This is a genomic window from Fictibacillus sp. b24, assembly GCF_030348825.1.
Classification (GTDB): Bacteria; Bacillota; Bacilli; order Bacillales; family Fictibacillaceae; genus Fictibacillus.
In genome coordinates this window covers 1,323,954-1,348,830 of the sequence record NZ_JAUCES010000005.1, presented here as the reverse complement: position 1 = coordinate 1,348,830, position 24,877 = coordinate 1,323,954, and the positions used below count along the sequence as shown (strand labels likewise).

At 39.5% G+C, this 24,877-nt stretch carries 20 protein-coding genes and 1 other annotated feature; of the genes, 3 read left to right on the top strand and 17 right to left on the bottom strand.

Annotated features, from left to right (window positions below):
* Nucleotides 1–37 precede the first annotated feature (37 nt).
* Entirely contained in the window at nucleotides 38–2,686 is a 2,649-nt protein-coding gene (locus QUF49_RS06795) for a valine--tRNA ligase (RefSeq protein WP_289494958.1), read from the bottom strand.
* A gap of 46 nt (nucleotides 2,687–2,732) precedes the next feature.
* Nucleotides 2,733–2,955 (bottom strand) — a binding site (T-box leader).
* Nucleotides 2,956–3,123: 168 nt separating this feature from the next.
* Between QUF49_RS06795 and QUF49_RS06790 the strand changes: the two genes are divergently transcribed.
* Nucleotides 3,124–3,321, top strand: coding sequence for a hypothetical protein (locus tag QUF49_RS06790; RefSeq protein ID WP_289494957.1), 198 nt, complete (start codon nucleotides 3,124–3,126; stop codon nucleotides 3,319–3,321).
* A gap of 250 nt (nucleotides 3,322–3,571) precedes the next feature.
* On the opposite strand, the gene ysxE is transcribed toward QUF49_RS06790, so the two are convergent.
* From ysxE to hemA, 9 genes are all read right to left on the bottom strand, one after another.
* Nucleotides 3,572–4,645: a spore coat protein YsxE gene (gene ysxE / locus QUF49_RS06785; RefSeq protein ID WP_289494956.1), complete on the bottom strand. Its 1,074-nt coding sequence runs from the start codon at nucleotides 4,643–4,645 to the stop codon at nucleotides 3,572–3,574.
* The gene (locus tag QUF49_RS06780; RefSeq protein ID WP_289494955.1) at nucleotides 4,642–5,559 is read right to left on the bottom strand and encodes a hypothetical protein; all 918 of its coding nucleotides are present in this window, start codon (nucleotides 5,557–5,559) and stop codon (nucleotides 4,642–4,644) included. The genes ysxE and QUF49_RS06780 overlap by 4 nt, the downstream gene beginning before the upstream one ends.
* A gap of 14 nt (nucleotides 5,560–5,573) precedes the next feature.
* A complete protein-coding gene (locus tag QUF49_RS06775) occupies nucleotides 5,574–7,067 on the bottom strand; it encodes a LysM peptidoglycan-binding domain-containing protein (RefSeq protein WP_289494954.1) in 1,494 nt (497 codons plus the stop codon).
* Nucleotides 7,068–7,188: 121 nt separating this feature from the next.
* Complete coding sequence (hemL, locus tag QUF49_RS06770; protein ID WP_289497595.1) at nucleotides 7,189–8,475, bottom strand: glutamate-1-semialdehyde 2,1-aminomutase; 1,287 nt, start codon at nucleotides 8,473–8,475, stop codon at nucleotides 7,189–7,191.
* Between the two features lie 16 nt (nucleotides 8,476–8,491).
* Complete coding sequence (gene hemB / locus QUF49_RS06765) at nucleotides 8,492–9,463, bottom strand: porphobilinogen synthase (RefSeq protein WP_289494953.1); 972 nt, start codon at nucleotides 9,461–9,463, stop codon at nucleotides 8,492–8,494.
* Between the two features lies 1 nt (nucleotide 9,464).
* Complete coding sequence (locus tag QUF49_RS06760; protein ID WP_289494951.1) at nucleotides 9,465–10,226, bottom strand: uroporphyrinogen-III synthase; 762 nt, start codon at nucleotides 10,224–10,226, stop codon at nucleotides 9,465–9,467.
* Nucleotides 10,226–11,158, bottom strand: coding sequence for a hydroxymethylbilane synthase (gene hemC / locus QUF49_RS06755; protein WP_289494950.1), 933 nt, complete (start codon nucleotides 11,156–11,158; stop codon nucleotides 10,226–10,228). Before hemC ends, QUF49_RS06760 begins: the two co-directional genes overlap by 1 nt.
* A gap of 20 nt (nucleotides 11,159–11,178) precedes the next feature.
* Nucleotides 11,179–11,997: a cytochrome C assembly family protein gene (locus QUF49_RS06750; RefSeq protein ID WP_289494949.1), complete on the bottom strand. Its 819-nt coding sequence runs from the start codon at nucleotides 11,995–11,997 to the stop codon at nucleotides 11,179–11,181.
* A 37-nt stretch (nucleotides 11,998–12,034) separates the two neighbouring features.
* Nucleotides 12,035–13,402, bottom strand: a complete 1,368-nt coding sequence (gene hemA / locus QUF49_RS06745; RefSeq protein WP_289494948.1) for a glutamyl-tRNA reductase — start codon at nucleotides 13,400–13,402, stop codon at nucleotides 12,035–12,037.
* 228 nt (nucleotides 13,403–13,630) lie between these two features.
* Here hemA and QUF49_RS06740 point away from each other — a divergent pair, with 228 nt between their 5' ends.
* Together QUF49_RS06740 and QUF49_RS06735 are read left to right on the top strand one after the other, a co-directional pair.
* On the top strand, nucleotides 13,631–14,110 hold the full coding sequence (locus QUF49_RS06740; RefSeq protein ID WP_289494947.1) for a hypothetical protein: 480 nt from the start codon (nucleotides 13,631–13,633) through the stop codon (nucleotides 14,108–14,110).
* Nucleotides 14,111–14,218: 108 nt separating this feature from the next.
* Nucleotides 14,219–14,362 carry a hypothetical protein gene (locus QUF49_RS06735; protein WP_289494946.1) on the top strand — a complete coding sequence of 48 codons (144 nt, stop codon included), beginning with the start codon at nucleotides 14,219–14,221 and terminating at the stop codon, nucleotides 14,360–14,362.
* A 17-nt stretch (nucleotides 14,363–14,379) separates the two neighbouring features.
* Here the strand turns inward: QUF49_RS06735 and yihA are convergent, their stop codons facing one another.
* The 7 genes from yihA to ilvA form a co-directional block, all read right to left on the bottom strand.
* A complete protein-coding gene (gene yihA, locus QUF49_RS06730; protein WP_289494945.1) occupies nucleotides 14,380–14,967 on the bottom strand; it encodes a ribosome biogenesis GTP-binding protein YihA/YsxC in 588 nt (195 codons plus the stop codon).
* Nucleotides 14,964–17,282: an endopeptidase La gene (gene lon / locus QUF49_RS06725; RefSeq protein WP_289494944.1), complete on the bottom strand. Its 2,319-nt coding sequence runs from the start codon at nucleotides 17,280–17,282 to the stop codon at nucleotides 14,964–14,966. Before lon ends, yihA begins: the two co-directional genes overlap by 4 nt.
* Nucleotides 17,283–17,445: 163 nt before the next feature.
* On the bottom strand, nucleotides 17,446–19,113 hold the full coding sequence (lonB, locus tag QUF49_RS06720) for an ATP-dependent protease LonB (RefSeq protein ID WP_289494943.1): 1,668 nt from the start codon (nucleotides 19,111–19,113) through the stop codon (nucleotides 17,446–17,448).
* A gap of 489 nt (nucleotides 19,114–19,602) precedes the next feature.
* Entirely contained in the window at nucleotides 19,603–20,877 is a 1,275-nt protein-coding gene (gene clpX / locus QUF49_RS06715; RefSeq protein ID WP_289494942.1) for an ATP-dependent protease ATP-binding subunit ClpX, read from the bottom strand.
* A 332-nt stretch (nucleotides 20,878–21,209) separates the two neighbouring features.
* Entirely contained in the window at nucleotides 21,210–22,502 is a 1,293-nt protein-coding gene (gene tig / locus QUF49_RS06710; protein WP_289494941.1) for a trigger factor, read from the bottom strand.
* Between the two features lie 106 nt (nucleotides 22,503–22,608).
* Nucleotides 22,609–23,622 (bottom strand): hypothetical protein, encoded by a 1,014-nt coding sequence (locus QUF49_RS06705; protein ID WP_289494940.1) that lies wholly within the window; start codon nucleotides 23,620–23,622, stop codon nucleotides 22,609–22,611.
* A gap of 263 nt (nucleotides 23,623–23,885) precedes the next feature.
* Nucleotides 23,886–24,839, bottom strand: coding sequence for a threonine ammonia-lyase (gene ilvA / locus QUF49_RS06700; RefSeq protein ID WP_289494939.1), 954 nt, complete (start codon nucleotides 24,837–24,839; stop codon nucleotides 23,886–23,888).
* Between the last annotated feature and the right edge of the window lie 38 nt (nucleotides 24,840–24,877).

The following is a 24,877-nucleotide window of genomic DNA, read 5'->3' as shown; positions in this document are numbered from 1 at the left end:
CCTGCTGTAATAAGGATCCGCCTCATATTGTTAAATTTTAGCTTTGAAGTTCTTTGATACGTGCTAATACGTTATCATACTTTTCCTGATAATCTGCTTGTTTTGCACGTTCTTCATCGATAACCTTTTCAGGTGCTTTTTTCATGAAACCTTCATTGCTTAATTTTTTCTGTACACGTTCTACTTCTTTCGCATACTTTTCTGCTTCTTTTTCAAGTCGCTTAATCTCTTCATCAATGTTAAGCAGTCCTTCAAGAGGAAGGTACATTTCTAAACCTGTTAATACGGTGCTCATGCTTTTTTCAGGTGCAGAAATTTCATCTGAGATTACAAGTTCACTCGGGTTACAGAAACGAACTAAATATTGACGGTTCTTTTCTAGCGCAGCAAGAATTTCTTTGTTCTTCGGCTTGATTTGAAGCTCAATAGGTTTACTTGGTGCAACGATCATCTCTGATCGAATGTTACGAACAGAACGAATTACTTCTGTAATAAGAGCAAACTCTTTAGCTGCTTCAGGGAAATGAAGATCTTCTTTCTTTTCTGGCCATGCTGCAACCGTTATAGATTCCCCGTTGTGAGGCAGATGCTGCCAAATCTCTTCTGTAATAAATGGCATGAACGGATGAAGCAATCTCAGTGTATTGTCTAACACATACGCGAGTACCGAACGTGTTGTTTTCTTAGCTTCTTCATCTTCTCCGTATAAAGGAAGCTTTGCCATTTCAATGTACCAGTCACACAAGTCATCCCAGATAAAGTTATAAAGAAGACGTCCAACTTCTCCAAATTCGTAAGCATCGATCAGACGAGTAATATCTTCTGATGTTTCGTTCAATCGAGTAAGAATCCATTGATCAGCGAGTGATTTCTTTCCGCTTAAATCGATTTCATCATACTGCATGCCATCCATGTTCATCAAAGCAAAACGAGATGCGTTCCAGATTTTATTTGCAAAGTTCCAAGTAGATTCTACCTTTTCCCAATAAAAACGAAGATCGTTTCCTGGTGAGCTTCCTGTAGATAAAAAGAATCGTAATGCATCCGCACCATACTTCTCTATAACATCCATCGGATCTACACCGTTGCCAAGTGATTTACTCATCTTTCTGCCTTCAGAGTCACGAACAAGTCCATGGATTAATACGTCATTAAACGGCTTTTGATCCGTAAATTCAATGGATTGGAAGACCATTCTTGAAACCCAGAACGTAATAATATCGTAACCTGTTACAAGTACATTGCCAGGGAAGTAACGTTTAAAATCCGCAGCTTCTTCATCTGGCCAGCCCATCGTTGAGAAAGGCCATAAAGCAGATGAGAACCAAGTATCAAGTACATCCGTATCCTGCTCCCAATTTTCCGGATCTTTTGGCTCTGTTTTGCCAACGTAGATTTCACCCGTTTCTTTATGGAACCAAGCTGGTATACGGTGTCCCCACCACAACTGACGTGAAATACACCAGTCACGAATATTTTCAACCCAGCGCATGTATGTGTTCTCAAAACGATCTGGAACAAAGTTTATTTTGTCTTCACTTTTTTGAAGTTTGATCGCTTCTTCTGCTAAAGGCTGCATTTTAACAAACCATTGAGTTGATAAGTAAGGCTCAACAACAGCTCCACTTCGCTCAGAGTGTCCAACTGAGTGCATATGTTCTTCAATTTTAAACAATACGCCTTGCTCCTGCAGATCTTTAACAATCTGCTTACGGCATTCAAAGCGGTCTAAGCCCTGATACTTTCCAGCGTTTTCGTTCATCTTTCCGCCTTCATCCATAACAAGGATACGCTCAAGGCTATGTCTATTTCCAATCTCAAAGTCGTTTGGATCATGTGCAGGCGTAATCTTTACGGCACCCGAACCAAATTCCATATCAACATAATCGTCACCAACAATTTCAATCTCACGGCCAACGATCGGCAGAATTGCTTTTTTGCCGATCAGCTGCTGATAACGCTCATCTTTTGGATGTACGGCAATCGCTGTATCTCCGAGCATCGTTTCAGGACGAGTTGTCGCTACTTCAATGTGACCTGATCCATCAGCTAACGGGTATTTCATATGATAAAAGGCACCTTGAACATCTTGGTGAATAACTTCAATATCAGAGAGTGCTGTTTTTGTCTGCGGATCCCAGTTGATGATATACTCACCGCGGTAAATTAATCCTTTTTCATAAAGATTTACAAATACCTCTTTAACTGCTTCTGAAAGACCTTCATCAAGCGTAAATCGCTCGCGGGAATAGTCTAGACCCAGTCCTAGCTTCGCCCATTGCTGACGGATAAACTTAGCATACTCATCTTTCCATTCCCACGATTTTTCTAAAAACTTTTCACGTCCTAAATCATAACGGGAAATACCTTCTTCACGCAGTTTTCCTTCTACCTTTGCCTGTGTAGCGATTCCAGCATGGTCCATTCCTGGCAGCCATAAAACATCATAGCCTTGCATGCGTTTTGTGCGAGTTAAGATATCTTGAAGGGTTGTGTCCCATGCATGCCCAAGGTGCAGTTTTCCTGTAACATTTGGAGGTGGGATAACAATCGTATAAGGCTGCTTCCCTTCCTCGCCTTTCGCCTCAAAAAACTTACCTTTCAGCCAAAAATCATAACGGTTTTCTTCCGTTGCCTTTGGATCATACTTTGTTGGCATCGTCAGTTCTTTCTGTTCGTTCGTCATTCTATTCTCCTCCTTTATTTCTAAAAAACAAAAAAGCCCTTTCGTCGAAAAGGACGAAAGGACTCCGCGGTACCACCTTAATTTACGGCAAGTCTAAATAAACTTGCTGTACACTTCATTTATAACGGATGTACCGTCTTCTCCTACTACATTTCAAAGAAGATGCTCAAGGGCGACTTCCAACGAACTTTCCTTAAGGATTCTTTCAGCAGATGAATCCTCTCTCTAAAAGGCGTTACATTTGTACTATTCCCTATCTACGCAACAATATAGATTCTGAGTATATTTTATACAACATATCTGTTTTTAGTCAATAGCATACCCGTATCTTGTAAAAGTTATTCTATGTAACATCCCCCACTTTAGTGAATGCATGTCTTTCACATTAATCGTATATTTGCATAAATTATTTAAAATGGGCGAATGGGGGGCTTTTCTTGGCTAGAAAGTATTTTCGAAAAGCACGTTTTCCTGCTGGCTGGTTTGTAACCCTTAAACAAACGATCGGACAATTGACTGCACCACTCATTATCTTTCAACTGTTAAGGACGATACTATTTCCATCTGCTGTAGATTTTATTATTCTTTTAACCTTAGTGATTCTCCATATATGTTTTGCTTACGATATGCTGTAAAAAGTAGAACTTGTTTCACCAATCGCATGTTTTAGCATAGTTGTGTTGTTATGGTACGTGTTCTTTTTTTAAAACATATTCGCGCAGCTACCCTTTGTTTACGCCCACTTAAATGGAGTTTACGCGCAGTAACGTTAATCTGCACGCACAAACGAACCAACTGCTGAAGGTAGTATGAATAGTGGGTTCTTTACTTCCAATACCAACAAAGATTACGAAAACGCCCATAAAAAAAGATCACATATACGTGTTATATGTGATCTCCTTCGTCATTTATGTGAATTTTCGTCGGAACAGTATTCGAATTATCTAAAGGTGCAGGAGGAGGTGCCAGCATAATCGCATCGCAAAAATCCCGGATTTTTTTCATTGCTCTTATTCTGCTCTCCAGACGATGCACCATTTCAATTTGAGAATAATCGTTTCGTCTGCTGCAGTATAGGTCCACTGCATTAAAAACGGGTTCAGGATAAGATAAATAACTAATTAATAATCCTCTTTCCTCATTCAACAATGGTACATGTTTCTCGTAAAGATCTAATAAAAACTTTCCTTCTTCTACTGTCCATTCTCTTTGATGTGCAGATCTTCTGAAGTAAACCGCTAGGTCTCTTACTGGCGTATCAAGTACTGCTTTCTCAAAGTTTAGAAGATGACCTTCACCTGTCGGGTTAAAGATCAAGTGATTTCTTGAAACTTTTCCGTGACAAAGGACGCTCCGGTAGCGTTTTTCCCTTTGACATGTATCGTACCAGTCTTTCAATCTTCTTTTTGCTTCTTCGGTCATTCTCATGATTTGATGAAAATGACTTAAATAGGTTAATTCAAATGGTGACATATACGTTTTCTGTTCTGCTTCTTCTGTAAACCGTTCCATCTCATATTGCCGATTTTCCCATCTGTTCATGAGATACTGATAAGAATGTTCCACTACTTCATTTGAAAAGTCCTGTTCTTTTAGCGTTAAGGCATGAATTTTTCCTAAGTGATCGAGAAGCACCTCATCTTTTGCTTTTTCGTTTCTCTCATCTGAAGCAAACCAAGGCATCAGATAATACGTTCTTGTGCCTAGCTGTACTGTGTAATCACCAAACTTTGTTGGATACAGAGGTACAACCTGGTGAAAGCCTATTTCTGAAAGACGCTGGATTACATGAGTAAACCAGCTTCTTTCATCCTCAGTCATCTCTGCTTCTTTTAGTGCAAATGTACCCCTTTTCGTTATGACCTTCTTCACTTTCCCATGCTGCTCCAATTTTTCAGGAAATAGATCATAATGAAAAAGGACGGGCCCGTAATTTAAAGTTTCCTTTTCCGTTGTCATAGGGCCACCTTCCTTCTTTTTTCATCAAACCATTCTGTTACCGTCTTAACAAGAGTTCGATTTGCCTCCCAGCATTCTTCATACCTCTTGAGTCCCTCTACCATTCTTTCTAAAGAACTGTTATCCAATTGTTTTAAACAATCATAGATTTCCCAAGGTGTAACGATCTCAGCTAAAAGAAGTAATCCTTGCTCCTGGTCCAAAGAAAAGTGTTTGTTTACCTCTGTTAAAAGCCCTTTTAACGAAAGAGGTGAAGAATGTTCCAGCCACTCTAATAAGAACGTTCGAAGAGGCAGATATCCTCTAACCGGCCAAGCATCACCACCCTGGTAAAATAAGAAATGAAAGATTTTTTTACCGTTTTTAACACTCATCTCTCTTTCTAAAACAGGCAATGAACTTTTCTTCACCTTACTTCTGATCGCCTCAGAAAGCTTAAGACGTTCTTTTGCTTCAAAAATACTCGTTGTTATAAAGGAAAAGTTTGCTTCCATGTACTTTTGAGACAAACGTAAACAATGATTCATATCAAATACCGGAAGTTCTGTTTGAAGGGCTGGGTTCTCTTTAACATCATAATTTACTGCAGATTTTAATAACATACCGATGAACTGCGCCCATCGTTCTACCTCATCACAGCCGAATAAAGCATCTGCATGGTCATGTAAGGATATCCATTGTTCACCATATTGTATTGCAAATTCCCCGCTTTTAGTACGAATCATACGGTCTGGCACGGCGCCTGAGCCTTTTGAAGACTCATCGCGCCACTTAACATGCCATTTTAGCCTTTCGTGCTCCGTCCAATAACGGATGCGTTTCTCCCCCGAATCAGTCAGAATGATATGAGGTTTTTCTTTCCATCTTATCCCGTACAGTTCATATTCATTTTCCAAGGTGTTAATCAGCCCCATAACAGCACCTCATCTTAACGTGAACTTACAGGGATATATATAATCTGCCCCTCAGATACTTCACCTTGCTGAAGTCGATTCATGCGCATCAGTGTATTTAATGAGATATCATACCTCTCACAAATATGCTCTAAAGAATCTCCTCGCTGTAGAATGTACATTCTCATCTTAGAAAAACGATCTTCTTTAGCAGAGAGCATTTTTGTTAAATAAAGAGCGTTCTCATCTCTAGGTTCATCACGTTCAACCTGTTCAGCCACTGGCTGTGATTCAGGTTCTGTTTCTGCATAACTATTATCTTCATATTCATAAGATGCATCATGCTCTTCCGCACTTTGCTGATAGCTTGAATCTTCGTATTCTTGTTCAGCCTCATATGATTGTTCACCATACTCATATTCATTGGAATAAGAAGGACGTTCAGAATGATTTTGCTGATATTGATAATTGGCATAGTGATTAGCTTGCTGCTGGTACGCTTGTTGCTGCTGATACGGATTATAAGAATATGGTCGATTCGTATCTTGATAAGGCGACTGACTTTGATAGCTGTTTGGTTGATCTTGATACGTTTGTGCTTCATAATCTGGTGTTTGCTGAGCTTGATAGCTTTCATAAGCCTCTTCTTCTTCATGATCATATGCTTCTGAATAATCATTTTGATCTGAAGCTTCTACTTCACCGTACACTTCATGATCTTCTTCATAGTGAGCTTCGGGTTCATCTATGGAAGGTGGGTCAGAATGGCGAGTATCTTCACTCGAAAAAGCAATGGCCTTCAGCGAATCAAAGGTAGCCTCCATTGTGCGGTCATCTAATGCTTCAAAATGCGGTTTAAACTCAAAAGCTGCTTTCTTTTCATCACGAACTTCAGCATTATTCTCATTAAATCGAGCTAAAAACTCGTTTGGCTGAGGCTGTGACGGTACTCCACCGCTTTGACGCGCTTCAAATTGAAAAGGAGTAAAAATATCTTGCTTCTCTTCTTTTTGTGCCGATCTCTCTTCAGCGGCTACCGAACGTATCTCCTCTTTTGGAGAATCATACGCAGGGCTTTCTTGACGCTGCTTTTCATCTTTTATGCCGTAAATACAGATGGAAGCAGAAAGTTCAAAGCAAGTAGAATTGGGGAGCTCGTATTCGAATGATTCCACTTCCACTTTTACCTCATTTGCATCTTCTACACGATAGGACGGGATGGTAATGTCCACCGGAAAACGATGCACCAGGTCTGTTACTCCATCTTCTGCAACACTTAACTGTGTAAGTGAACGATAAGAGACACTCTCAGCCAGCGGGTTTAGTTCTGGATCACCCGCATTCTGATCTTGATTCTCTGCACGGTATCTGCCGTTTAAAATAAGGGCTCCCTTGATATAAACCTGTCCGGCTTCCTCTGTAATACGAATATCAGGATCAAGTGACATCGACAAGACTTCAGCTACTTCCTGTCCTTTCTTAAGCCAAACAGACTCCTCAATGGAGAAACGCAGCTTCGATTGACTCATGCCCTTCTCCTCCTTTCGGTTTGCATATAGTTATACAATATAGGTGTATGAGGGAAGAGGACGAAATATGAATCAAATAAAAATAGCGCCCGCTTTTATAAGCGAACGCTATTAGATCTCATTATTTTAATTGAGAAAAAGCTTTTCTGAACGCAGCTACCGTTTTGTTAATATCTTCCTCCGTATGAGCAGTAGATAAGAACAATCCTTCAAATTGTGATGGAGGCAAAGAAATTCCCTCCTGAAGCATCGTTTTGAAAACAGAATTAAAATGATCTAAATTCGATAATTTTGCTGTTTCATAATTAATGACATCTTTATTTGTAAAGAAGAACCCAATCATACTTCCCGCACGGTTGATTGTATGTTCCACTCCATAATGTTCTGCAGCTTCAGAGATCCCTGTTGCCAACAGATCACCCAGCTTTTGAAAGTATACATAGCTTTCTTTTGTAAGCTGTGAGAGTGTAGCAAACCCAGCAGCCATAGCAAGCGGATTTCCTGATAACGTTCCCGCTTGGTAGATCGGACCACTTGGCGCAATCTGTTCCATGATCTCGCGTTTCCCGCCATACGCACCTACAGGAAGTCCGCCTCCAATTACTTTTCCTAAACATGTTAGATCTGGAGTCACACCAAAATAACCTTGTGCACATTCATAATCCACTCGGAATCCTGTCATCACTTCATCAAAGATTAATAGAGAGCCATGCTGCTCCGTCATTTTGCGAACGCCTTCAAGGAAACCTTTTTGCGGAGGAACAACACCCATGTTTCCTGCGACAGGTTCAACAATAACACATGCAATATCTTCACCAAATTGATCAAAAGCTACTTGTAGACTTTCAAGATCATTATAAGGAACAGTTATTGTATTTTGTGCAATACCTTCAGGAACACCTGGAGAATCCGGCAGACCTAGTGTTGCTACACCAGAACCTGCTTTAATCAATAAAGAATCTCCATGCCCGTGATAACATCCTTCAAATTTAACAATCTTGCTTCTTCCAGTGTATCCACGTGCTAAACGCAGAGCACTCATCGTTGCTTCTGTCCCTGAATTCACCATACGAACAACTTCAATGGATGGTACGCGATCGATCACAAGCTTGGCCAATTTTGTTTCCATTTCATTAGGAGCACCAAAACTTGTTCCAAGTTCAGCTGTTTCTTTAAGCACTTTTACTACTTGATCATCGGCATGTCCTAAAATTAATGGTCCCCACGACAAAACATAATCGATATACTCATTTCCATCGATGTCATAAATTTTTGATCCTTTTCCTCGCTCCATAAAAACAGGGTCCATTTTTACTGATTTAAATGCTCGAACAGGACTGTTAACACCGCCTGGCATTACTTCCTTCGCTTCGTTAAAAGCCGCTATTGAACGTTCAAAGCTTCTCATACCAACACCCTTTCTCTTATTTTTCATTCAGCCATCTTGCAGCATCTTTAGCAAAGTAGGTAATGATTAAATCTGCTCCTGCTCTTTTCATTGAAATTAATTTCTCAAGCACGATGCTCTTTTCATCTACCCATCCATTAATTGCAGCTGCTTTTATCATGGAATATTCTCCGCTTACGTTGTATGCAACCAATGGAAGAGGATATCTGTCTTTTAGTTCTCTTAATATATCCAGGTAAGAAAGGGCTGGTTTTACCATTAAAAAGTCAGCACCTTCAGCAATATCCGATTCAGCTTCACGCAGAGCTTCTAAGCGATTTGCCGGGTCCATCTGATATGTTTTTCTATCACCGAACTGAGGCGTGCTATGTGCAGCGTCACGAAACGGACCGTAAAAAGATGATGCATATTTAACAGCATAAGACATGATGGGCACGTCGTAGTATCCTGCTTCATCCAATCCTTGTCTGATTGCCGCAACAAAACCATCCATCATGTTTGAAGGGGCAATAACATCCGCTCCAGCTTTTGCTTGAGAAACAGCTGTTTTGGCAAGCAGTGATAGCGTTTCATCGTTTAGCACTTCACCGTTTTCAATCACACCGCAATGGCCATGGTCTGTAAACTGACATAAACAAGTATCGGCAATTACAGTTAAAGAAGGTGCAATCTCTTTAATTTGAGAAATCGCTCTTTGTACAATTCCATTATGGTCATAAGCTGAGCTTCCGCAGTCATCTTTTTCGTTTGGCACTCCAAACACAATTATTGACTGTATGCCTAAACTTTCGATTTCCTTAACTTCTTTCTCAAGTAAATCTAGTGATAAGTGGTATACACCTGGCATTGAAGGTACTTCTTTTTTTACATTCTCACCTTCAACAAAGAATAGTGGGTAAATAAAGTCGGATACTTGAAGATGCGTTTCACGTACTAATGAACGCATGGATGCAGATTTTCTTAAACGGCGATGACGCTGAAAATTCATATTATCTTCCTCCTTGAAAATAAGAGATGGCACAGTTCACCATATCTTCTGCTGTAAAATTACTAGGCATAAAAACATGCTTAAATCCGTACTTTTCAGCCGCTGTTTTTGTTGTAGGGCCTACACAAATTACAGGCGTTTTGTAGATCATGTTATTTTGACTGTCAGATAAACCTTTTATCATAAATGAAACAGCGGATGGACTCATAAAAAAGAAACAATCCGTTATATCAATTAACGACCAGTCCAAACCGTCTTCGGGCTCTGTTTTATAAACGACCATCTCTTCCACAACAGCTGTACTTTTGAGTTCTTCTTTAAGAAAAGAAGGAGCTAGGTTACCTTTAGGAAACAAAATTCTTTCATCTTTTAAAACATGTTTTTTTAACGTTTCAGCTAAGTCTGCCGCATCATAACGTTCTGGAACAAGTATAGATGTTATACCATGACGCCTTAACGTCTCGGCTGTTTTTTCGCCTACAGCAGCAAACTTATAGTCTCCTAAAGAAATCCCTAACTCATTAATCAACCGAAAAAAGTAATCTACAGCATTCTTGCTCGTGAAAACGATCCATTGAAAAGTGTTTAACTGATTTAGGCGTGCCGCTGCCTGCTCGTTCTTCACAGCTTTTATAGATATTATAGGAAAAGAAAGAGGAGTTCCCCCATTCTCTTCAATAAGCTTAACCAATGAATCTGCCTGGTTCTTCGGCCTTGTAACAAGTATCTTTTTACCTGCTAATGGTCCACCTGACGTATTCATTAAGCATTTAGATCCTTTTTCACAGCATCAAGTATGGTCTTTGCTCCTAAAGTCTTTAACTCTTCAGCAAGCTCGACCCCTACACGGTGTGAGTCTTTTCCTGTTCTCATTTCTTTAAGTACTTTTTTGCCTTCTGGGTCTGCAACGAGTCCTGTTAACGTTATTTCATGATCATCTGCCATCGTTGCAAACGCAGCGATCGGCACCTGGCAGCCGCCTTCTAACGTGTTAAGGAAAGAGCGTTCTGCCTCAACCGTCTGATACGTATAAGCGTCATTGAGGGTAGCAAGAAGTTCTTTTACTTCTGAATCATTACTTCTGCATTCAATCGCTAATGAACCTTGACCTACAGCAGGCAGACAAAGATCAATGTCCAAGAATTCAGTAACGACATCTTTAGACCAACCCATTCTTTCTAAGCCGGCCGCAGCTAGAATAATCGCATCAAATTCTCCTGATTTCAGCTTCTCAATCCGTGTGTCAATGTTGCCGCGAATCGATTTTATTGAAAGGTCAGGGCGTCTGTTCAGCAACTGCGCCGCTCTTCTTAAAGAGCTTGTTCCTACAACGGCACCTTCAGGCAAGTCTCTTAATGAAGAATACTTTTCTGAAATAAGAGCATCCCTCGGATCAACACGCTTAGGTGTGCAGCCTATTTCAAGTCCCTCTGGCAATTCAGACGGCATATCTTTCATGCTGTGAACCGCTATGTCAATCTCTTTATCTAACATCGCTTGTTCGATTTCTTTCACAAAAAGGCCTTTTCCGCCTACTTTTGATAATGTGACATTTAAAATAACATCACCCTTCGTCACGATTTCTTTTACTTCAAATTCAAAGGGCATACCAGCTTTTTTTAATTGCTCAATCACCCAGTTTGTTTGTGTAAGAGCTAATTTACTTCTTCTTGAACCTACTATAATTTTTCTCATTATATGAATCTCCTATCTCTTTACTTATACCATAGATGGAATTCTGTAAACGTAGTCGCTAGAAAGTAGTTGATCAGTACTACCAAAAAAGCGGCAGCATTCCATAGAGCTAACGTTTTACCTTGAACGCCTCTTCCTACCTTTTGATATAAGTAAGTACTATAAACCAAAAGAACAATAAACGATGAGATGACTTTTGCATCAAGAAGTGTAAAGTCATTTATTTTCCAGAATGCCCATACGACACCCAATATTAAACTGAGCAGAAGGAGCGGCACCCCAATCGTATTCAATCGAAAAGATAATTTTTCTAAGTATGAAAGACTGCCAAACCGCTGAAGTCTTTTGCTCCATTTTTTTCGTTTTAACATCCCATGCTGCAGCAAGTACATGAACGAAATGATAAACGAAAGGGAGAATGCTCCGTATGAAATAAAAGCCATTGTGACATGAATGATTAACAGCTCTGATATAAGCTGCTTCTCCAGTACGGCACTAGCTTGTCCTGTAGGTGCGAACAAATGAATAGACACGAGCAGGAACCCTAGTACGTTTGTAAAGAACACTAGAAAATCGACCCGGAAAAATCTGCTCATGACCACTGAAAAGGTCACAAGGATCCAGGCATAAAAAAACAGGCCTTCAGAAGGTGTTAATATAGGGAACCGCTGATCTTTCAGCATCCTTAACACAAAAAAGACCGTTTGAAGTATCCAGACAATAGAAAGCAACCAGAAAGCAAATTGGTTCGCTTTCCGGTTGTTTTGAAGAAAATCTATAAAATAGCCTATGATGCTAAGTGCATATAGAACAATAGTCAGATCATATATCCAATTCATTTTGCTCACACTCCATGAGCCCGAGGGAAACGAAAAATTAAGTTCTTACTGCAGAAGAATGAATCACTTCATCTGTAAGAGAAGCCTTCTCTTTTCTGTTTGCAGCAAGCCCAGTTTCCAACTGCTTCTGTTTATCCAAATATTCTTCTAACCCGAAAATTTCAGTGAATAATTGTAATTGCTCTTCTGCTCCTGGTTCTCCAGCCATTTCTTTAGCTCTAGTAACAGGTTCACGAAGCAATTGATTCACGATACTCTTTGTATGCTTGCTTAATATCTTTCTTTCGCGATCTGTAAGATCTGGAAGCTTGCGTTCAATGCTCTGCATCGTTTCTGCTTGAATGTTTAACGCCTTTTCACGAAGAGCAGAGATTAATGGTACAACGCCAAGCAGTGAAATCCAGGACTGAAAAGCAACAATTTCAGCTTCAATCATAATCTCGATCTTTTCGGCCTCTTTCATTCGCTCCGCTAGATTAGATTCTACGATGCCCTCTAAATCATCAATATCATAGAGAAAAACGCTTTCCAAATCATGCAAAGCGGGATCTAAGTCTCGCGGAACAGCGATATCCACCATAAACAATGGAAGACCCTTACGTTTCTTTACAGCAGGTGCCGCTGTATCTTTCGTGATAACAAACTTACTTGCTCCAGTTGAAGAGATAACAATGTCTGCTTTTACGAGTAAGCTTTCAAGATTCTCAAACGGATGAGCAGTACCGTGAAACTTCTCCGCTACCTCTTGTGCTTTTTCAAAAGTACGATTGATCACTAAAACTTCATTTCCACCGCTTGCATGCAAATGTTTCGCAGTAAGTTCACCCATTTTGCCGGCTCCAACAATTAAAATCGTTTTGTTTTGCAAACCGCCAAAAATTTTCTTCGCGAGTTCAACGGCTGCATAGCTGACAGAAACAGCATTTTCACCGATATCAGTTTCAGAGTGACATTTTTTTGCAAACGTGATCGCTTGCTTCATAAGTTTATTAAAAATAGTGCCTGTTGCATCAAGCTTCTGTGATTCTAAGAAACCATCTTTCACTTGACCCAGTATCTGTGTTTCACCAATAACCATAGAGTCCAAGCCAGCTGTAACTCTAAAAAGATGCTCAACAGCAGCTTCTCCGTCTCTAATGTTTAAAAATGGTGAAAGTTCTTCTTTATCTATTGAAAACCAGTCCGCCAAAAAAGATTTGATGTAGTATCTTCCGGTATGAAGCTGATCGGCAACCGCATAGATTTCAGTACGGTTGCACGTTGAAACGATTACACATTCAAGTATACTTTTTTGTTTTCGGAGTGTAGAGATCGCATCAGATAATTCAGCAGGCTGAAATGAAACTTTTTCCCGAATTTCTACGGGTGCCGTTTTATAATTAAGTCCAACCACTAGAATATGCATGCGCTCACCTCCCTTAATTATGTATGTCATTATTATAACATGTCCTAAAATACGGAATATCCAATATTGTGAACAGAATATAAACGTTTATGCTATGATGGGTTTATCACATTTTAATGTGTGTTCAGCAGTTTTAGGATAACCATATTTACTAAAACTTAGCACCAATAATAAAAATAACAAATTTCGACCAATTTAGCAAAGGTTTACGTTTAAGATGGAGGCATTATGAAACAAAGAAACACTTTTAGTGGTATCATTTTACTCGGAATCGGATTATTCTATTTCACTATGAGAATGGAAATTGAACTTCTTCAGCCTTATATGACATGGCCTACTCTAATCGTAATTATTGGGACAGCCCTAATTATGCAAGCAGGTTCTGGCAAAGACTCGTCAAACTTGTTTTCAGGTGTTTTCTTAACAGGACTGGGTTTGCATTTTCATGCTGCAGCAAAAGTAGCTGCATGGCCTGAGCCGCTTCAAATGATTATACTGCTTGCAGGAGTATCATTTCTGATTCAGTACAGAAAAACAAAAGAAGGACTAATCCCTGGGTTATTATTATCTCTGCTAGCTCTATGGTTACTGTTCTTTAAGAGTAATACCCCTTCTGTAGAAAATATATTTGTAAAAGCAGAAGATTTTTGGCCTATTATCTTAATGATCCTAGGTGCTTACCTTATGTTTTTTAAAAAGAAGAAATAGAGAAACCCCCTGTGTTTTAAGTACTAAACACAGGGGGTTTTCTTTATTATTTGGCTTTCAATAGGTGTCTTTTGTCTATATTTTTACTTCTCTTCAATGACAAGTTGATTGGAGTGCAAGGCGCGAGACTCCTGTGGGACAGGCTGGCAGGTGAGACACTTATACGTGAAACGTACGAATGTGGCTCACCGCCTGCCCCACGGAAAGCGAGCGCCTGAAACGGAAATCAACTACTTCTTAGAAAACAGTTGAAGCTTTAAAAATGGTTCTTACTTCGTTAAATAAGAATTAAGGACTCCCCATGCTTCATCTTTACCGTGTCCCGTTTCGGATGAGAAGAGTATGATCTTATCCGTCGGGTCCAAGTTTAAAGTTTCTTTCACTACTTTCTTATGTTTATCCCATTTTCCTTTTGGAATCTTATCACTTTTCGTTGCCACAACAATAACAGGCAGTTCGTGATATTTGAGCCAATCATACATTAACACATCATCTTTTGATGGTGGATGTCTGAGGTCAACGAGCTGAACGACCGCTTTTAACTGATCACGTTCAACCAGATATTGCTCGATCATCTTGCCCCACGCTTCTCTTTCTGTTTTTGACACTTTCGCGAATCCATATCCAGGTACATCCACGAAATAAAAACTTTCATTTAAGATATAAAAGTTTAAAGTTTGTGTTTTTCCTGGTCTAGAAGAGGTTCTTGCTAGATTTTTACGATGAATCATCTTATTGATAAAAGATGATTTTCCTACATTCGATCGCCCTGCCAGAGCAATTTCCGGAAGATTGCCTTCCGGATATTGTTTTGGTCCAACTGCCGAAATTACGATTTCTGCTGTATTTACTTTCACTTTCCATCACCTGCTAATGCAACTTTTAATACTTCATCCAAATGAGAAACTGTTATAAATGATAACCCTTCTTTTACCGTATCAGGAATATCTTCTATGTCTTTTTCGTTTTCTTTTGGAAGAATAATGGTCTTGATTCCCGCTCGATGTGCACTCAGCGATTTTTCTTTTAAACCGCCTATTGGCAGCACACGGCCTCTTAATGTTATTTCACCTGTCATACCTACATCTTTTCTTACAGGCTTTTTCGTTAACGCAGATACAAGCGCTGTGGCAATAGTAATACCTGCTGAAGGTCCATCTTTTGGTGTTGCGCCTTCAGGTACATGAATATGGATATCCGTTTTTTCGTAGAAATCCGCATCAATTCCGAGATCTTCTACTTTTGTTCGAACATAGCTTAATGCCGCCTGTGCTGATTCTTTCATCACATCGCCTAGTTTACCGGTAAGGATTAGCTTACCTTTACCTGGTGAAAGCGCTACTTCTATTGAAAGTGTATCCCCGCCTGCCGTCGTATAAGCTAATCCAGTTGCTGCACCAATTTGGTCTTCTAGTTCCGCCTGTCCATATCGGAAACGAGGCTTACCTAGATAATCTTCAAGGTTTTTAGCTGAAAGCACAACCTTTTTCTTCTCTTCTGAAACAATCTGTTTGGCTGCTTTTCTGCATAATCCTGCAATTTGGCGTTCAAGATTTCGCACACCAGCTTCCCGTGTATAGTTACGGACTAACTTTAAAATACTTTCATCCTTAAACTGAATCTGGCTCTTTTTTAAACCATGTTCTTTAAGCTGTTTTGGAATCAAGTGGTTTTTAGAAATGTGAAGCTTTTCTACTTCTGTATAACCAGCGATCGAAATAACTTCCATTCGATCTAAAAGCGGACCTGGAATCGTTGAAAGAGAGTTTGCCGTCGTCACAAACATAACTTTTGATAGATCATACGGCTCTTCAATGTAATGATCACTGAACGTACTATTCTGTTCAGGATCCAAAACTTCCAGCATAGCAGAGGACGGATCTCCTCTAAAGTCACTTGACATCTTATCGATTTCATCAAGCAAAAACACAGGATTTATCGTTCCTGCTTTTTTCATACCTTGAATTAACCTTCCTGGCATTGCTCCAACATACGTTCTTCGGTGACCTCTGATCTCAGCTTCATCCCGAACACCACCAAGGGAAATTCTCACAAAATTTCTGCCGACGGCACGTGCGATTGACCTAGCTAGTGAGGTTTTACCCACTCCAGGAGGTCCGACTAAACAAAGGATAGGTCCTTTCAGTGAGTTCGTCAGTTTTTGAACAGCTAGATATTCTAAAACTCTGTCTTTCACTTTTTCTAGTCCGTAATGATCTTCGTTTAACACCGTTTCTGCATGCGGAATATCAAGATTATCTATCGTTTCTTGTTTCCACGGAAGATTAACGAGCCACTCGATATACGTTCTTATAACCGAACTTTCTGCAGAAGAGTTTGGCATTTTTTCGTATCGATCCAGTTCTTTCTTAGCTAGCTCCATGACATGTTCTGGCATATCAGACGCTTCAATACGCTCTTTCAGCGTACTGACCTCACCAACTTTACCTTCTTTGTCACCAAGCTCTTTTTGGATGGCTTTCATCTGTTCACGCAAATAGTATTCCTTCTGCGTTTTTTCCATCGCTTTTTTAACACGCTGACCAATCTTCTTCTCAAGACCGAGTACTTCTTTTTCATTGTTTAACAAAGAAAGCAAGTGTTCAAGCCTTTCTTTCACATCGAAGATCTCAAGAATTTTTTGTTTTTCTTTAATCTTGAGGGAAAGGTGTGAAGATATAACGTCCGCCAATCGCCCAGGCTCTGTAATATCTTGAACAGAGGCAAGAGTCTCAGGAGTCACTTTCTTTGATAGATTTATGTATTGTTCGAATTGTGCCAGAACTGCTCGCATCAACGCTTCCGTTTCAGCTTCTTTCACATCAACATCATCTGTTAGCTCTACTTCTACTTCCGTATGGGTTTTTTCATCCATAAAAGCAGTGATTTTCCCGCGTTTAATACCTTCTACTAGTACTCGTATCGTGCCGTTTGGCAGTTTGAGCATCTGATTGACTTTTGATAACGTTCCTACATTATAAATTTCCTCTTCAGCTGGATCTTCAATAGATACCTCTTTTTGTGTAGATAGAAAAATCATCTGGTCATCAAGCATAACTTTTTCAAGCGCTTGAATGGACTTTTCTCTTCCTACATCAAGATGAAGCACCATCGTTGGATAGACCAACAATCCGCGTAGAGGGAGGAGCGGAAGAACTCGTTTTTCCCCCATTAAAAACACCTCCGAAAACTGCTATGTAATCATTAATTATATGCATAGTCTTTGTACAATTCTACCGATAATGCTTAACTTTGTCTAATGTAAGCTATGTTTTCTATAAAGCTTGTGTGACCTGCCTCTAGAAGCAGAATAAAAAGAAACCCCCTTCTTCTCCTTAAACAGAAGAAGGAGGGGAGTTTAATGCTGCTGATGCAGGTACGGATTGCTCTTCACTCTCATCTAAAAAGGCATGCTGAAAGACTTCCGAGAGTTTTTTCACCGGGATAATTTCCACATCTTCAATGCTGTCAAATATCTTTTGATTATTTTCAAACGGAATGAGTACACGCTTAGCACCTGCGTCTTTAGCAGCCAATATTTTGGCCATTACCCCTCCGACCGGCTTTACTTTTCCGTGGATACTAATTTCCCCTGTCATCGCGAGCTCGTGATCAATTTTTATATTATGAATCGCTGAATAGATGGAAGATGCAATCGCGATTCCCGCTGAAGGACCATCTACCGGGCCACCGCCTGGAAAGTTAACGTGTATATCATACATGCTTGCGTCTACTCCCATATATCGAAGAACGGTAATGACGTTTTCTACTGAACCTTTAGCCATACTTTTTCTTCTAATGGACTTTGATTGATTTCCGATACTCTCTTCCTCGGCAATTCCTGTTATTGTAATAGTACCCTGTTTCTTAGCAGGAAGAACGGTAGTCTCAATCTCTAATAACGCTCCGCTTGTAGGGCCATACACAGCAAGACCATTTACTAAACCAATCTTAGGCTTTTCTCCAATTTTCCGCTCTGGCCTTGGTGCCATCCTGCTTGAATGTGTAACCCACTCTACATCACTTTTTGTAATACTTTTACGTTGTTCTGTAATCGCTAATCCCGCTGCTATCTGGATCATGTTGACAGCTTCTCGGCCATTTCTTGCATACTGAGCCATGTATTTTAATGACTCTTCATCAATTCCTAGTTGGATTTTATCTGCAGCTCTTTTTGCAATCTGCTCGATTTCAGCCGGCTGTAATTCTCTAAAAAATACTTCTAAACATCTTGAACGAATCGCAGGTGGAAGTTCTTCTGGCATACGTGTTGTTGCCCCGATCATACGAAAATCGGCAGGCAGACCGTTTTGGAAAATATCATGAATATGCTGAGGAATGTTTGCGTTCTCCTCAGAATAATAAGCACTTTCTAAAAAAACCTTCCGATCTTCTAATACTTTTAAGAGTTTGTTCATCTGAATAGGGTGAAGTTCACCAATCTCATCTATAAATAAAACTCCACCATGCGCATTCGTAACCGCCCCTTGTTTAGGCTGCGGAATTCCTGCCTGTCCCATCGCACCAGCACCTTGGTAAATAGGATCATGAACAGAACCAATTAGAGGATCTGCTATTCCCCGTTCATCAAAACGGGCTGTAGTTGCATCTAATTCAACAAAAACAGCTGTCGAACGAAAAGGTGATGTGTTATTTCGTTTTGCTTCTTCTAAAACTAAACGAGCAGCAGCTGTTTTACCTACTCCTGGTGGTCCATAGACAATAACATGTTGGGGATTAGGTCCACATAACGCCGCTTTCAAAGCTTTTATCCCATCTTCTTGTCCTATAATATCTTCAAATTTACCAGGACGTACTCGTTCAGACAATGGTTCTGATAACGAGATCGAACGCATTCTTCTGAGCTGTTCCATCTCTTTTCTTGATTCTTTATCTACGCTCACTTTTTGAGAACGCTGGTTTCTCAGCAGGTTCCAAAAATACAGACCGATTATGATTCCAAAAAATAATTGAATGAGTAATGCTATGCCAGTCCAGTTCATTGTTTTTCCTCCCGGTACCTATGTAGTGATAATCATAGTATCTCCGAGGAGGTGATTAACTAAACGGTAATCCTGTTAAAAAGAAAGGAATGATGAGAAATGTTCTTTATAGTAGAGAACTGCGGGGAACTGCAACTAGGAAGTTCTTTTTTTAATATGAAATCATCGAAACAATCAGTTTGGTACAAAACTGATCGCGTTTTGTTCTGAGAGGTAACTTTTTAAGACATTAAAGAGTAGGTTTTTGCTGGGGCATGCGATAAATGTACTTTTCACAAAAACATACATACCTTATGTGCGTTTGGGAGTAACAGCCCAAAATATATTCACATTAAATGACTTTTATTCACGTTAACTTAGATTATATTCACGTTAATTTAAATAATTTCACGTTATTCCAAATAATTTCACGTTAGCAAGGTTTCGGTTTCGGCGGCAGCGATATTCTTGAAAACAAACAAAAAAGACCAGCATAAGCTGGCCTTAAAATTAAGCACTCTCTTTTGGAGTTTCTTTTGATTGTTCGATTACAGTACCATCTTCAAGCTCTAACGTTGGAGGTACTTTGTCAGAGATCGTTTCTTTCGTTACGATACATTTGACAACGTCTTCTCTAGATGGCAGCTCGAACATAACGTCAAGCATAACCCCTTCAATAATCGAACGAAGTCCACGGGCACCCGTTTTACGTTCGATCGCTTGTGCAGAAATCTCTCGAAGAGCTTCATCTGTAAATTCTAATTCTACACCATCAATATCCAATAGTTTTTGATATTGTTTTACAAGTGCATTCTTAGGCTTTGTTAAGATTTCAATCAATGCGTCCTCATCTAAAGGATTCAAGTTTGAAATGACCGGTAAACGACCGATAAATTCTGGAATTAGACCAAAACGAAGCAAGTCTTCTGGAAGAACTTTTGATAAGTATTCTCCAGCTTTTAAGTCCGCTTGCTTAGAGTCAGAACTAAAACCGATTACTTTTTTCCCGAGACGGCGCTTGATAATTTGTTCAATTCCATCAAATGCACCACCGCAAATGAATAGAATATTCGTAGTGTCAATCTGGATAAACTCTTGATGAGGGTGCTTTCTTCCTCCTTGTGGCGGAACACTCGCTACCGTACCTTCAAGAATTTTAAGAAGTGCTTGTTGAACACCTTCACCTGAAACATCTCTTGTAATAGAAGGATTTTCAGATTTACGTGCAATCTTATCGATCTCATCAATATAGATGATCCCTTTTTCTGCTTTTTCTACATCATAATCAGCAGACTGAATCAATTTAAGAAGGATGTTTTCTACGTCCTCTCCAACATATCCAGCTTCTGTTAAAGATGTAGCATCGGCAATTGCAAAAGGTACATTTAAGATACGAGCCAATGTTTGAGCAAGAAGGGTTTTCCCGCTACCCGTTGGTCCGATCATTGCAATATTACTTTTTGCAAGTTCAACTTCATCCGATTTTTGAGTAGAATTAATACGCTTATAATGATTGTAAACGGCTACAGAAAGAGATTTCTTTGCCTGATCCTGTCCGATTACATACTCATCAAGTATCTTTCGAATTTCAACTGGTTTTGGTACTTCTTTTAGTTCTACATCCTCTTCTGTACCTAGTTCTTCCTCTACGATTTCTGTACAGAGTTCGATACACTCATCACAAATATATACACCTGGTCCAGCAACCAGTTTTCTTACTTGATCTTGTGTTTTGCCACAGAAAGAACACTTCAATTGCCCTTTTTCATCATTAAATTTAAACAATGATATCACCCCTAAAACAAGAATATGGATGAAACGCTTGACCCGATTTCAGATATTTTCTGAAGGAAAGTCTGTTTTATTTATTTCGACTGCTTAAGCATTCCGTTGATTATAATGGATTGTATCACACTTCCATATTAAAACGGAAATAATAACGCTTAATAAATATGTATGGTATGGCTCTATATAAGTATGAACAATCCTACGAGTTTTAAAACCTATTTTTCAAATAGGGGTAGTAATTACCCATATTTTGTTATGTATTGCAAAACAAGGCACGATAAATAAGGAATCGCGCCTTGTTTCATTTTAAACTGATTAAATTATTTTAATTAAGCAGTCTTGCTGTTTTCAACAAGAAAATCAATCGCTTTACGCACTTTCAAGTCAGCAGCAACTGCGTCATTTCCACCTTGCATTGCTAGCATTTGCTTGATTTGTTCTACTTCCATTTTGTACATTTCAGCCATCTTGCTAAGTTCTGCATCGATTTCTTCTTCAGAAACTTCGATGTTTTCAGCTTCAACGATTGCTTCTAGTACAAGGTTTGTACGAACGCGCTTTCCAGCATCTTCTTTCATTTGTTCACGAAGAGCTTCTTCGCTAGTACCAGAGAACTGGTAGTAAAGGTCAAGGTTCATACCTTGCATTTGCAAGCGCTGACCGAATTCTTGTACCATACGATCAAGCTCAGTATTAACCATTGCTTCCGGGATATCCAACTCAGCGTTTTCAGAAGCTTTTTCAATCACAGTTTCACGTGTTTTGTTTTCAGCTTCTTGCTTTTTGCTTTCTTCAAGCTTAGTGCGAAGTTCTTTTTTAAGATCTTCTAATGTTTCAGCATCGCCTTCAGCTTCTTTAGCGAACTCATCGTTTAGTTCTGGAAGTTGTTTAGATTTGATGTCATGAATTTTCACTTTGAATACAGCAGGCTTACCCGCTAGCTCTTCAGCATGATATTCTTCAGGGAAATTAACGTTAACGTCTTTTTCCGCACCAGCTTTTTCACCAACTAGTTGCTCTTCAAAGCCTGGGATGAAAGAACCAGATCCGATTTCAAGTGAATAGTTCTCAGCTTTTCCACCTTCGAACGCTTCTCCATCTACGAATCCTTCAAAATCGATATTTACAGTGTCACCGTTCTCAACAGTACCTTCTTCTTTAACAACTAGCTCAGCTTGTTGTTCTAGTAAACGAATAAGTTCGTCTTGAACATCTTCATCAGTTACTTCAGTTTCAGTCTTTTCTACTTCAAGACCCTTGTAATCACCTAGTTTAACTTCAGGCTTAACAGTTACTTTTGCCGTGAATACTAGGTTGCTTCCTTGCTCCATTTTTTCGATGTCAACTTCTGGACGATCAACAGGCTCGATACCTGTTTCTTGTACAGCGTCTCCATATGCTTTTGGCAATAGGATATCTAAAGCGTCTTGATATAAAGATTCTACTCCAAAACGTTGCTCAAAAAGTCGGCGCGGCATTTTCCCTTTACGGAATCCTGGTACGTTAACTTGCTTTACAACTTTTTTGAACGCTTGATCAAGCGCTGTATCTACTTCAGTAGCCTCAACTTCAACCGTTAAGACACCTTGATTGCCTTCTAACTTTTCCCATTTAGCAGTCATTAAATGTTCCCTCCAACATCGGTATTTCCATAACTATCATATAGATTACAACCATTCCATTATAGCATAGCCGTTCTGTATTTCAACAAGTTACATCACTTTCTCGTTAAGTCTGCATATAAAATCTTTCCAATTCAACGAGAAGCTTTACTGCATTTTGCAATTCTTCTTCTTCGTTTTCTATTTCTTCTTCTATTCCACATAGAATGGATGCCGCTAAAACGGAGGCTTCATACCATAGAAGTTTGTTTTCAGGCTTTGGAGAAAAAGGATAAAGAGCCAGCGTGTAATCCTTCCATACAGCAAGTGCAATGTCTAGTAATGATGGGTTTTCTTGTTCAAGCTCATCTTGAATTAATGTTTTTACTTCCTTATAAAAAGGATGTTCGTTTAATTCTTGCAGTTTTGCTATGTCGATTTCATCGGTTTGACCGTATTTTTCAACTTTAACCGTTTTATTTATTTGATTTTCTTTTAAATATTGAAGGATCAGACTTTTTACAGCCGGATGTTTTTTCTCATCCACTAAAAAAGATTCAAAAATCGGAACGGTCATTTCAGGTCCAAGCCGTTTTAACTGCTGAACAGCAATCCATTGCGAGTCTGCTCTCTCACTGGACAGCATCTCTTTTAATGCTTGAAAATCTGGATTAGGATTTACCGTTGCTTCAGGATCTTTTTTAACTTCTGGAACTCCTTCTTGTTCGATTACTTTTCTGCTGAATTGAAGGAGCTGGTAAAACGTTTCTGCTTTGTCAGCTGGAATCTTCTGCTCTTCTAAGACCGCTTCAATAACAGAAACCACGGTTATGTATTCAGATAGCTGCACTAAAATGCTTAAATAAATCTGAAGAACATCGTAATATTCACCGATTCCTTCTTTAAGCATTCGGTCACATCTCATTTTTGCCTCGTGTAATCTGCCCAACTCAACCAAACTTAATACGAGCCCAAGGTTGCCTTGTGAATGCATAGGATCAGAATGAAGCAATTGTTCAAAACAAGAAAGTGCTTCATCGTATTTTTTGTTTTTTAATGAATCCATGCCTTTTTCTAAAAGTCGTCCATTTAAATTAGGAAACCGAATGATTTTGTTTTTGTTGCTCTTATCGTTTGTCATCACAACTCTCCGCTTCCGTTAATGTTTGACTAAAGAATAGCAGGTTCACGAGGGGAACTCAAGACAACCTATTGTAATGTGACAGATTTCCTTTATCACATAAAAAGTGGTCGATATCACATAAAAAACGTCTGCCATCACATAAAAAATGACTTATATCATATAAAAATTGTACATCATCATATAAAAATCTTTCTCTTTTATGAAGATACCGTAAAAAACCCCTCAGAGAAGAAAGTTCCTTCTCTAAGGGTTTTATACACCTAACTTATTCTCTTCATATTCAGCTTGTCGGCCATCCCTTTGTACAGCGACCATTTTACAGGATCCACATTCCCTCCGCTTATGATGAGCCCAACTTTCTGATCAAGTGCAAGGTGACTATGAAACAGGACTGCCGCTAGACTTGCAGCGCCTGCACCCTCCACGACCACTTTTTCTCGTTCGAGCATAAACATCATAGCGTATGCGATTTGTTCTTCTGTAACAGTGACCATTTCATCTACATATTTTGAAATCACAGGAACGGTAATCTCTCCGGGTTTAACAACCGCGATCCCATCCGCAATCGAAGTACAGCGTGATAATGTTTTTTTAGAAGTACACGTGAAGGCTTGATAAACAGCACTGGCGTTAACAGATTGCACGCCGACTACTTTCACGTCTGGTCTGACAGATTTAACTGCCAAAGCGATGCCTGCTAGTAAACCGCCCCCTCCTACTGGTACGACAATCGTTTTTAATTCAGGGTTTTGCTGAAGCATCTCAAGCGCAACCGTACTTTGACCTGCAATCACGTCATAATCGTCAAATGGATGAACAAAAACACCGCCGTTCACCATCTCTTCTCTCTTAGCTGCTTCATATGCAGCTTGATAATTATCACCTTCTAAGACAATATCTGCGCCATATGATTTTACTGCTTCGATTTTGGAAAGCGGTGCATTTTCCGGCATAAAGATTTTTGATCTGATACCACGCAATGAACAGGAAAGCGCCAATCCTTGTGCATGGTTGCCTGCTGAAGCAGCAATAACACCTCTTGCGCACTCTAACTCATTTAATGTAGAAACTTTATAATAAGCTCCCCTTAGTTTGAAAGAGCCTGTTTTCTGCATGTTTTCAAGCTTCATATACACATTTCCGCCCGTCCACTTGTTTAACGTTGTAGATTGTTTGAGTGGTGTACGGTGCGCAATTTTTGACACTTCCTCCATCGCGTGAAATAAACGTTCCCCTGTGATTGTTAAATTCC

What these genes read in the sequence shown, in the direction of transcription:
- QUF49_RS06795 (WP_289494958.1), bottom strand. Translation starts at nt 2,686, where the DNA reads ATGACGAACGAACAGAAAGAACTGACGATGCCAACAAAGTATGATCCA.
- ysxE (WP_289494956.1), bottom strand. Translation starts at nt 4,645, where the DNA reads ATGACAACGGAAAAGGAAACTTTAAATTACGGGCCCGTCCTTTTTCAT.
- QUF49_RS06780 (WP_289494955.1), bottom strand. Translation starts at nt 5,559, where the DNA reads ATGGGGCTGATTAACACCTTGGAAAATGAATATGAACTGTACGGGATA.
- QUF49_RS06775 (WP_289494954.1), bottom strand. Translation starts at nt 7,067, where the DNA reads ATGAGTCAATCGAAGCTGCGTTTCTCCATTGAGGAGTCTGTTTGGCTT.
- hemL (WP_289497595.1), bottom strand. Translation starts at nt 8,475, where the DNA reads ATGAGAAGCTTTGAACGTTCAATAGCGGCTTTTAACGAAGCGAAGGAA.
- hemB (WP_289494953.1), bottom strand. Translation starts at nt 9,463, where the DNA reads ATGAATTTTCAGCGTCATCGCCGTTTAAGAAAATCTGCATCCATGCGT.
- QUF49_RS06760 (WP_289494951.1), bottom strand. Translation starts at nt 10,226, where the DNA reads ATGAATACGTCAGGTGGACCATTAGCAGGTAAAAAGATACTTGTTACA.
- hemC (WP_289494950.1), bottom strand. Translation starts at nt 11,158, where the DNA reads ATGAGAAAAATTATAGTAGGTTCAAGAAGAAGTAAATTAGCTCTTACA.
- QUF49_RS06750 (WP_289494949.1), bottom strand. Translation starts at nt 11,997, where the DNA reads ATGAATTGGATATATGATCTGACTATTGTTCTATATGCACTTAGCATC.
- hemA (WP_289494948.1), bottom strand. Translation starts at nt 13,402, where the DNA reads ATGCATATTCTAGTGGTTGGACTTAATTATAAAACGGCACCCGTAGAA.
- QUF49_RS06740 (WP_289494947.1), top strand. Translation starts at nt 13,631, where the DNA reads ATGAAACAAAGAAACACTTTTAGTGGTATCATTTTACTCGGAATCGGA.
- lon (WP_289494944.1), bottom strand. Translation starts at nt 17,282, where the DNA reads ATGGGGGAAAAACGAGTTCTTCCGCTCCTCCCTCTACGCGGATTGTTG.
- lonB (WP_289494943.1), bottom strand. Translation starts at nt 19,113, where the DNA reads ATGAACTGGACTGGCATAGCATTACTCATTCAATTATTTTTTGGAATC.
- tig (WP_289494941.1), bottom strand. Translation starts at nt 22,502, where the DNA reads ATGACTGCTAAATGGGAAAAGTTAGAAGGCAATCAAGGTGTCTTAACG.
- QUF49_RS06705 (WP_289494940.1), bottom strand. Translation starts at nt 23,622, where the DNA reads ATGACAAACGATAAGAGCAACAAAAACAAAATCATTCGGTTTCCTAAT.
- ilvA (WP_289494939.1), bottom strand. Translation starts at nt 24,839, where the DNA reads ATGGAGGAAGTGTCAAAAATTGCGCACCGTACACCACTCAAACAATCT.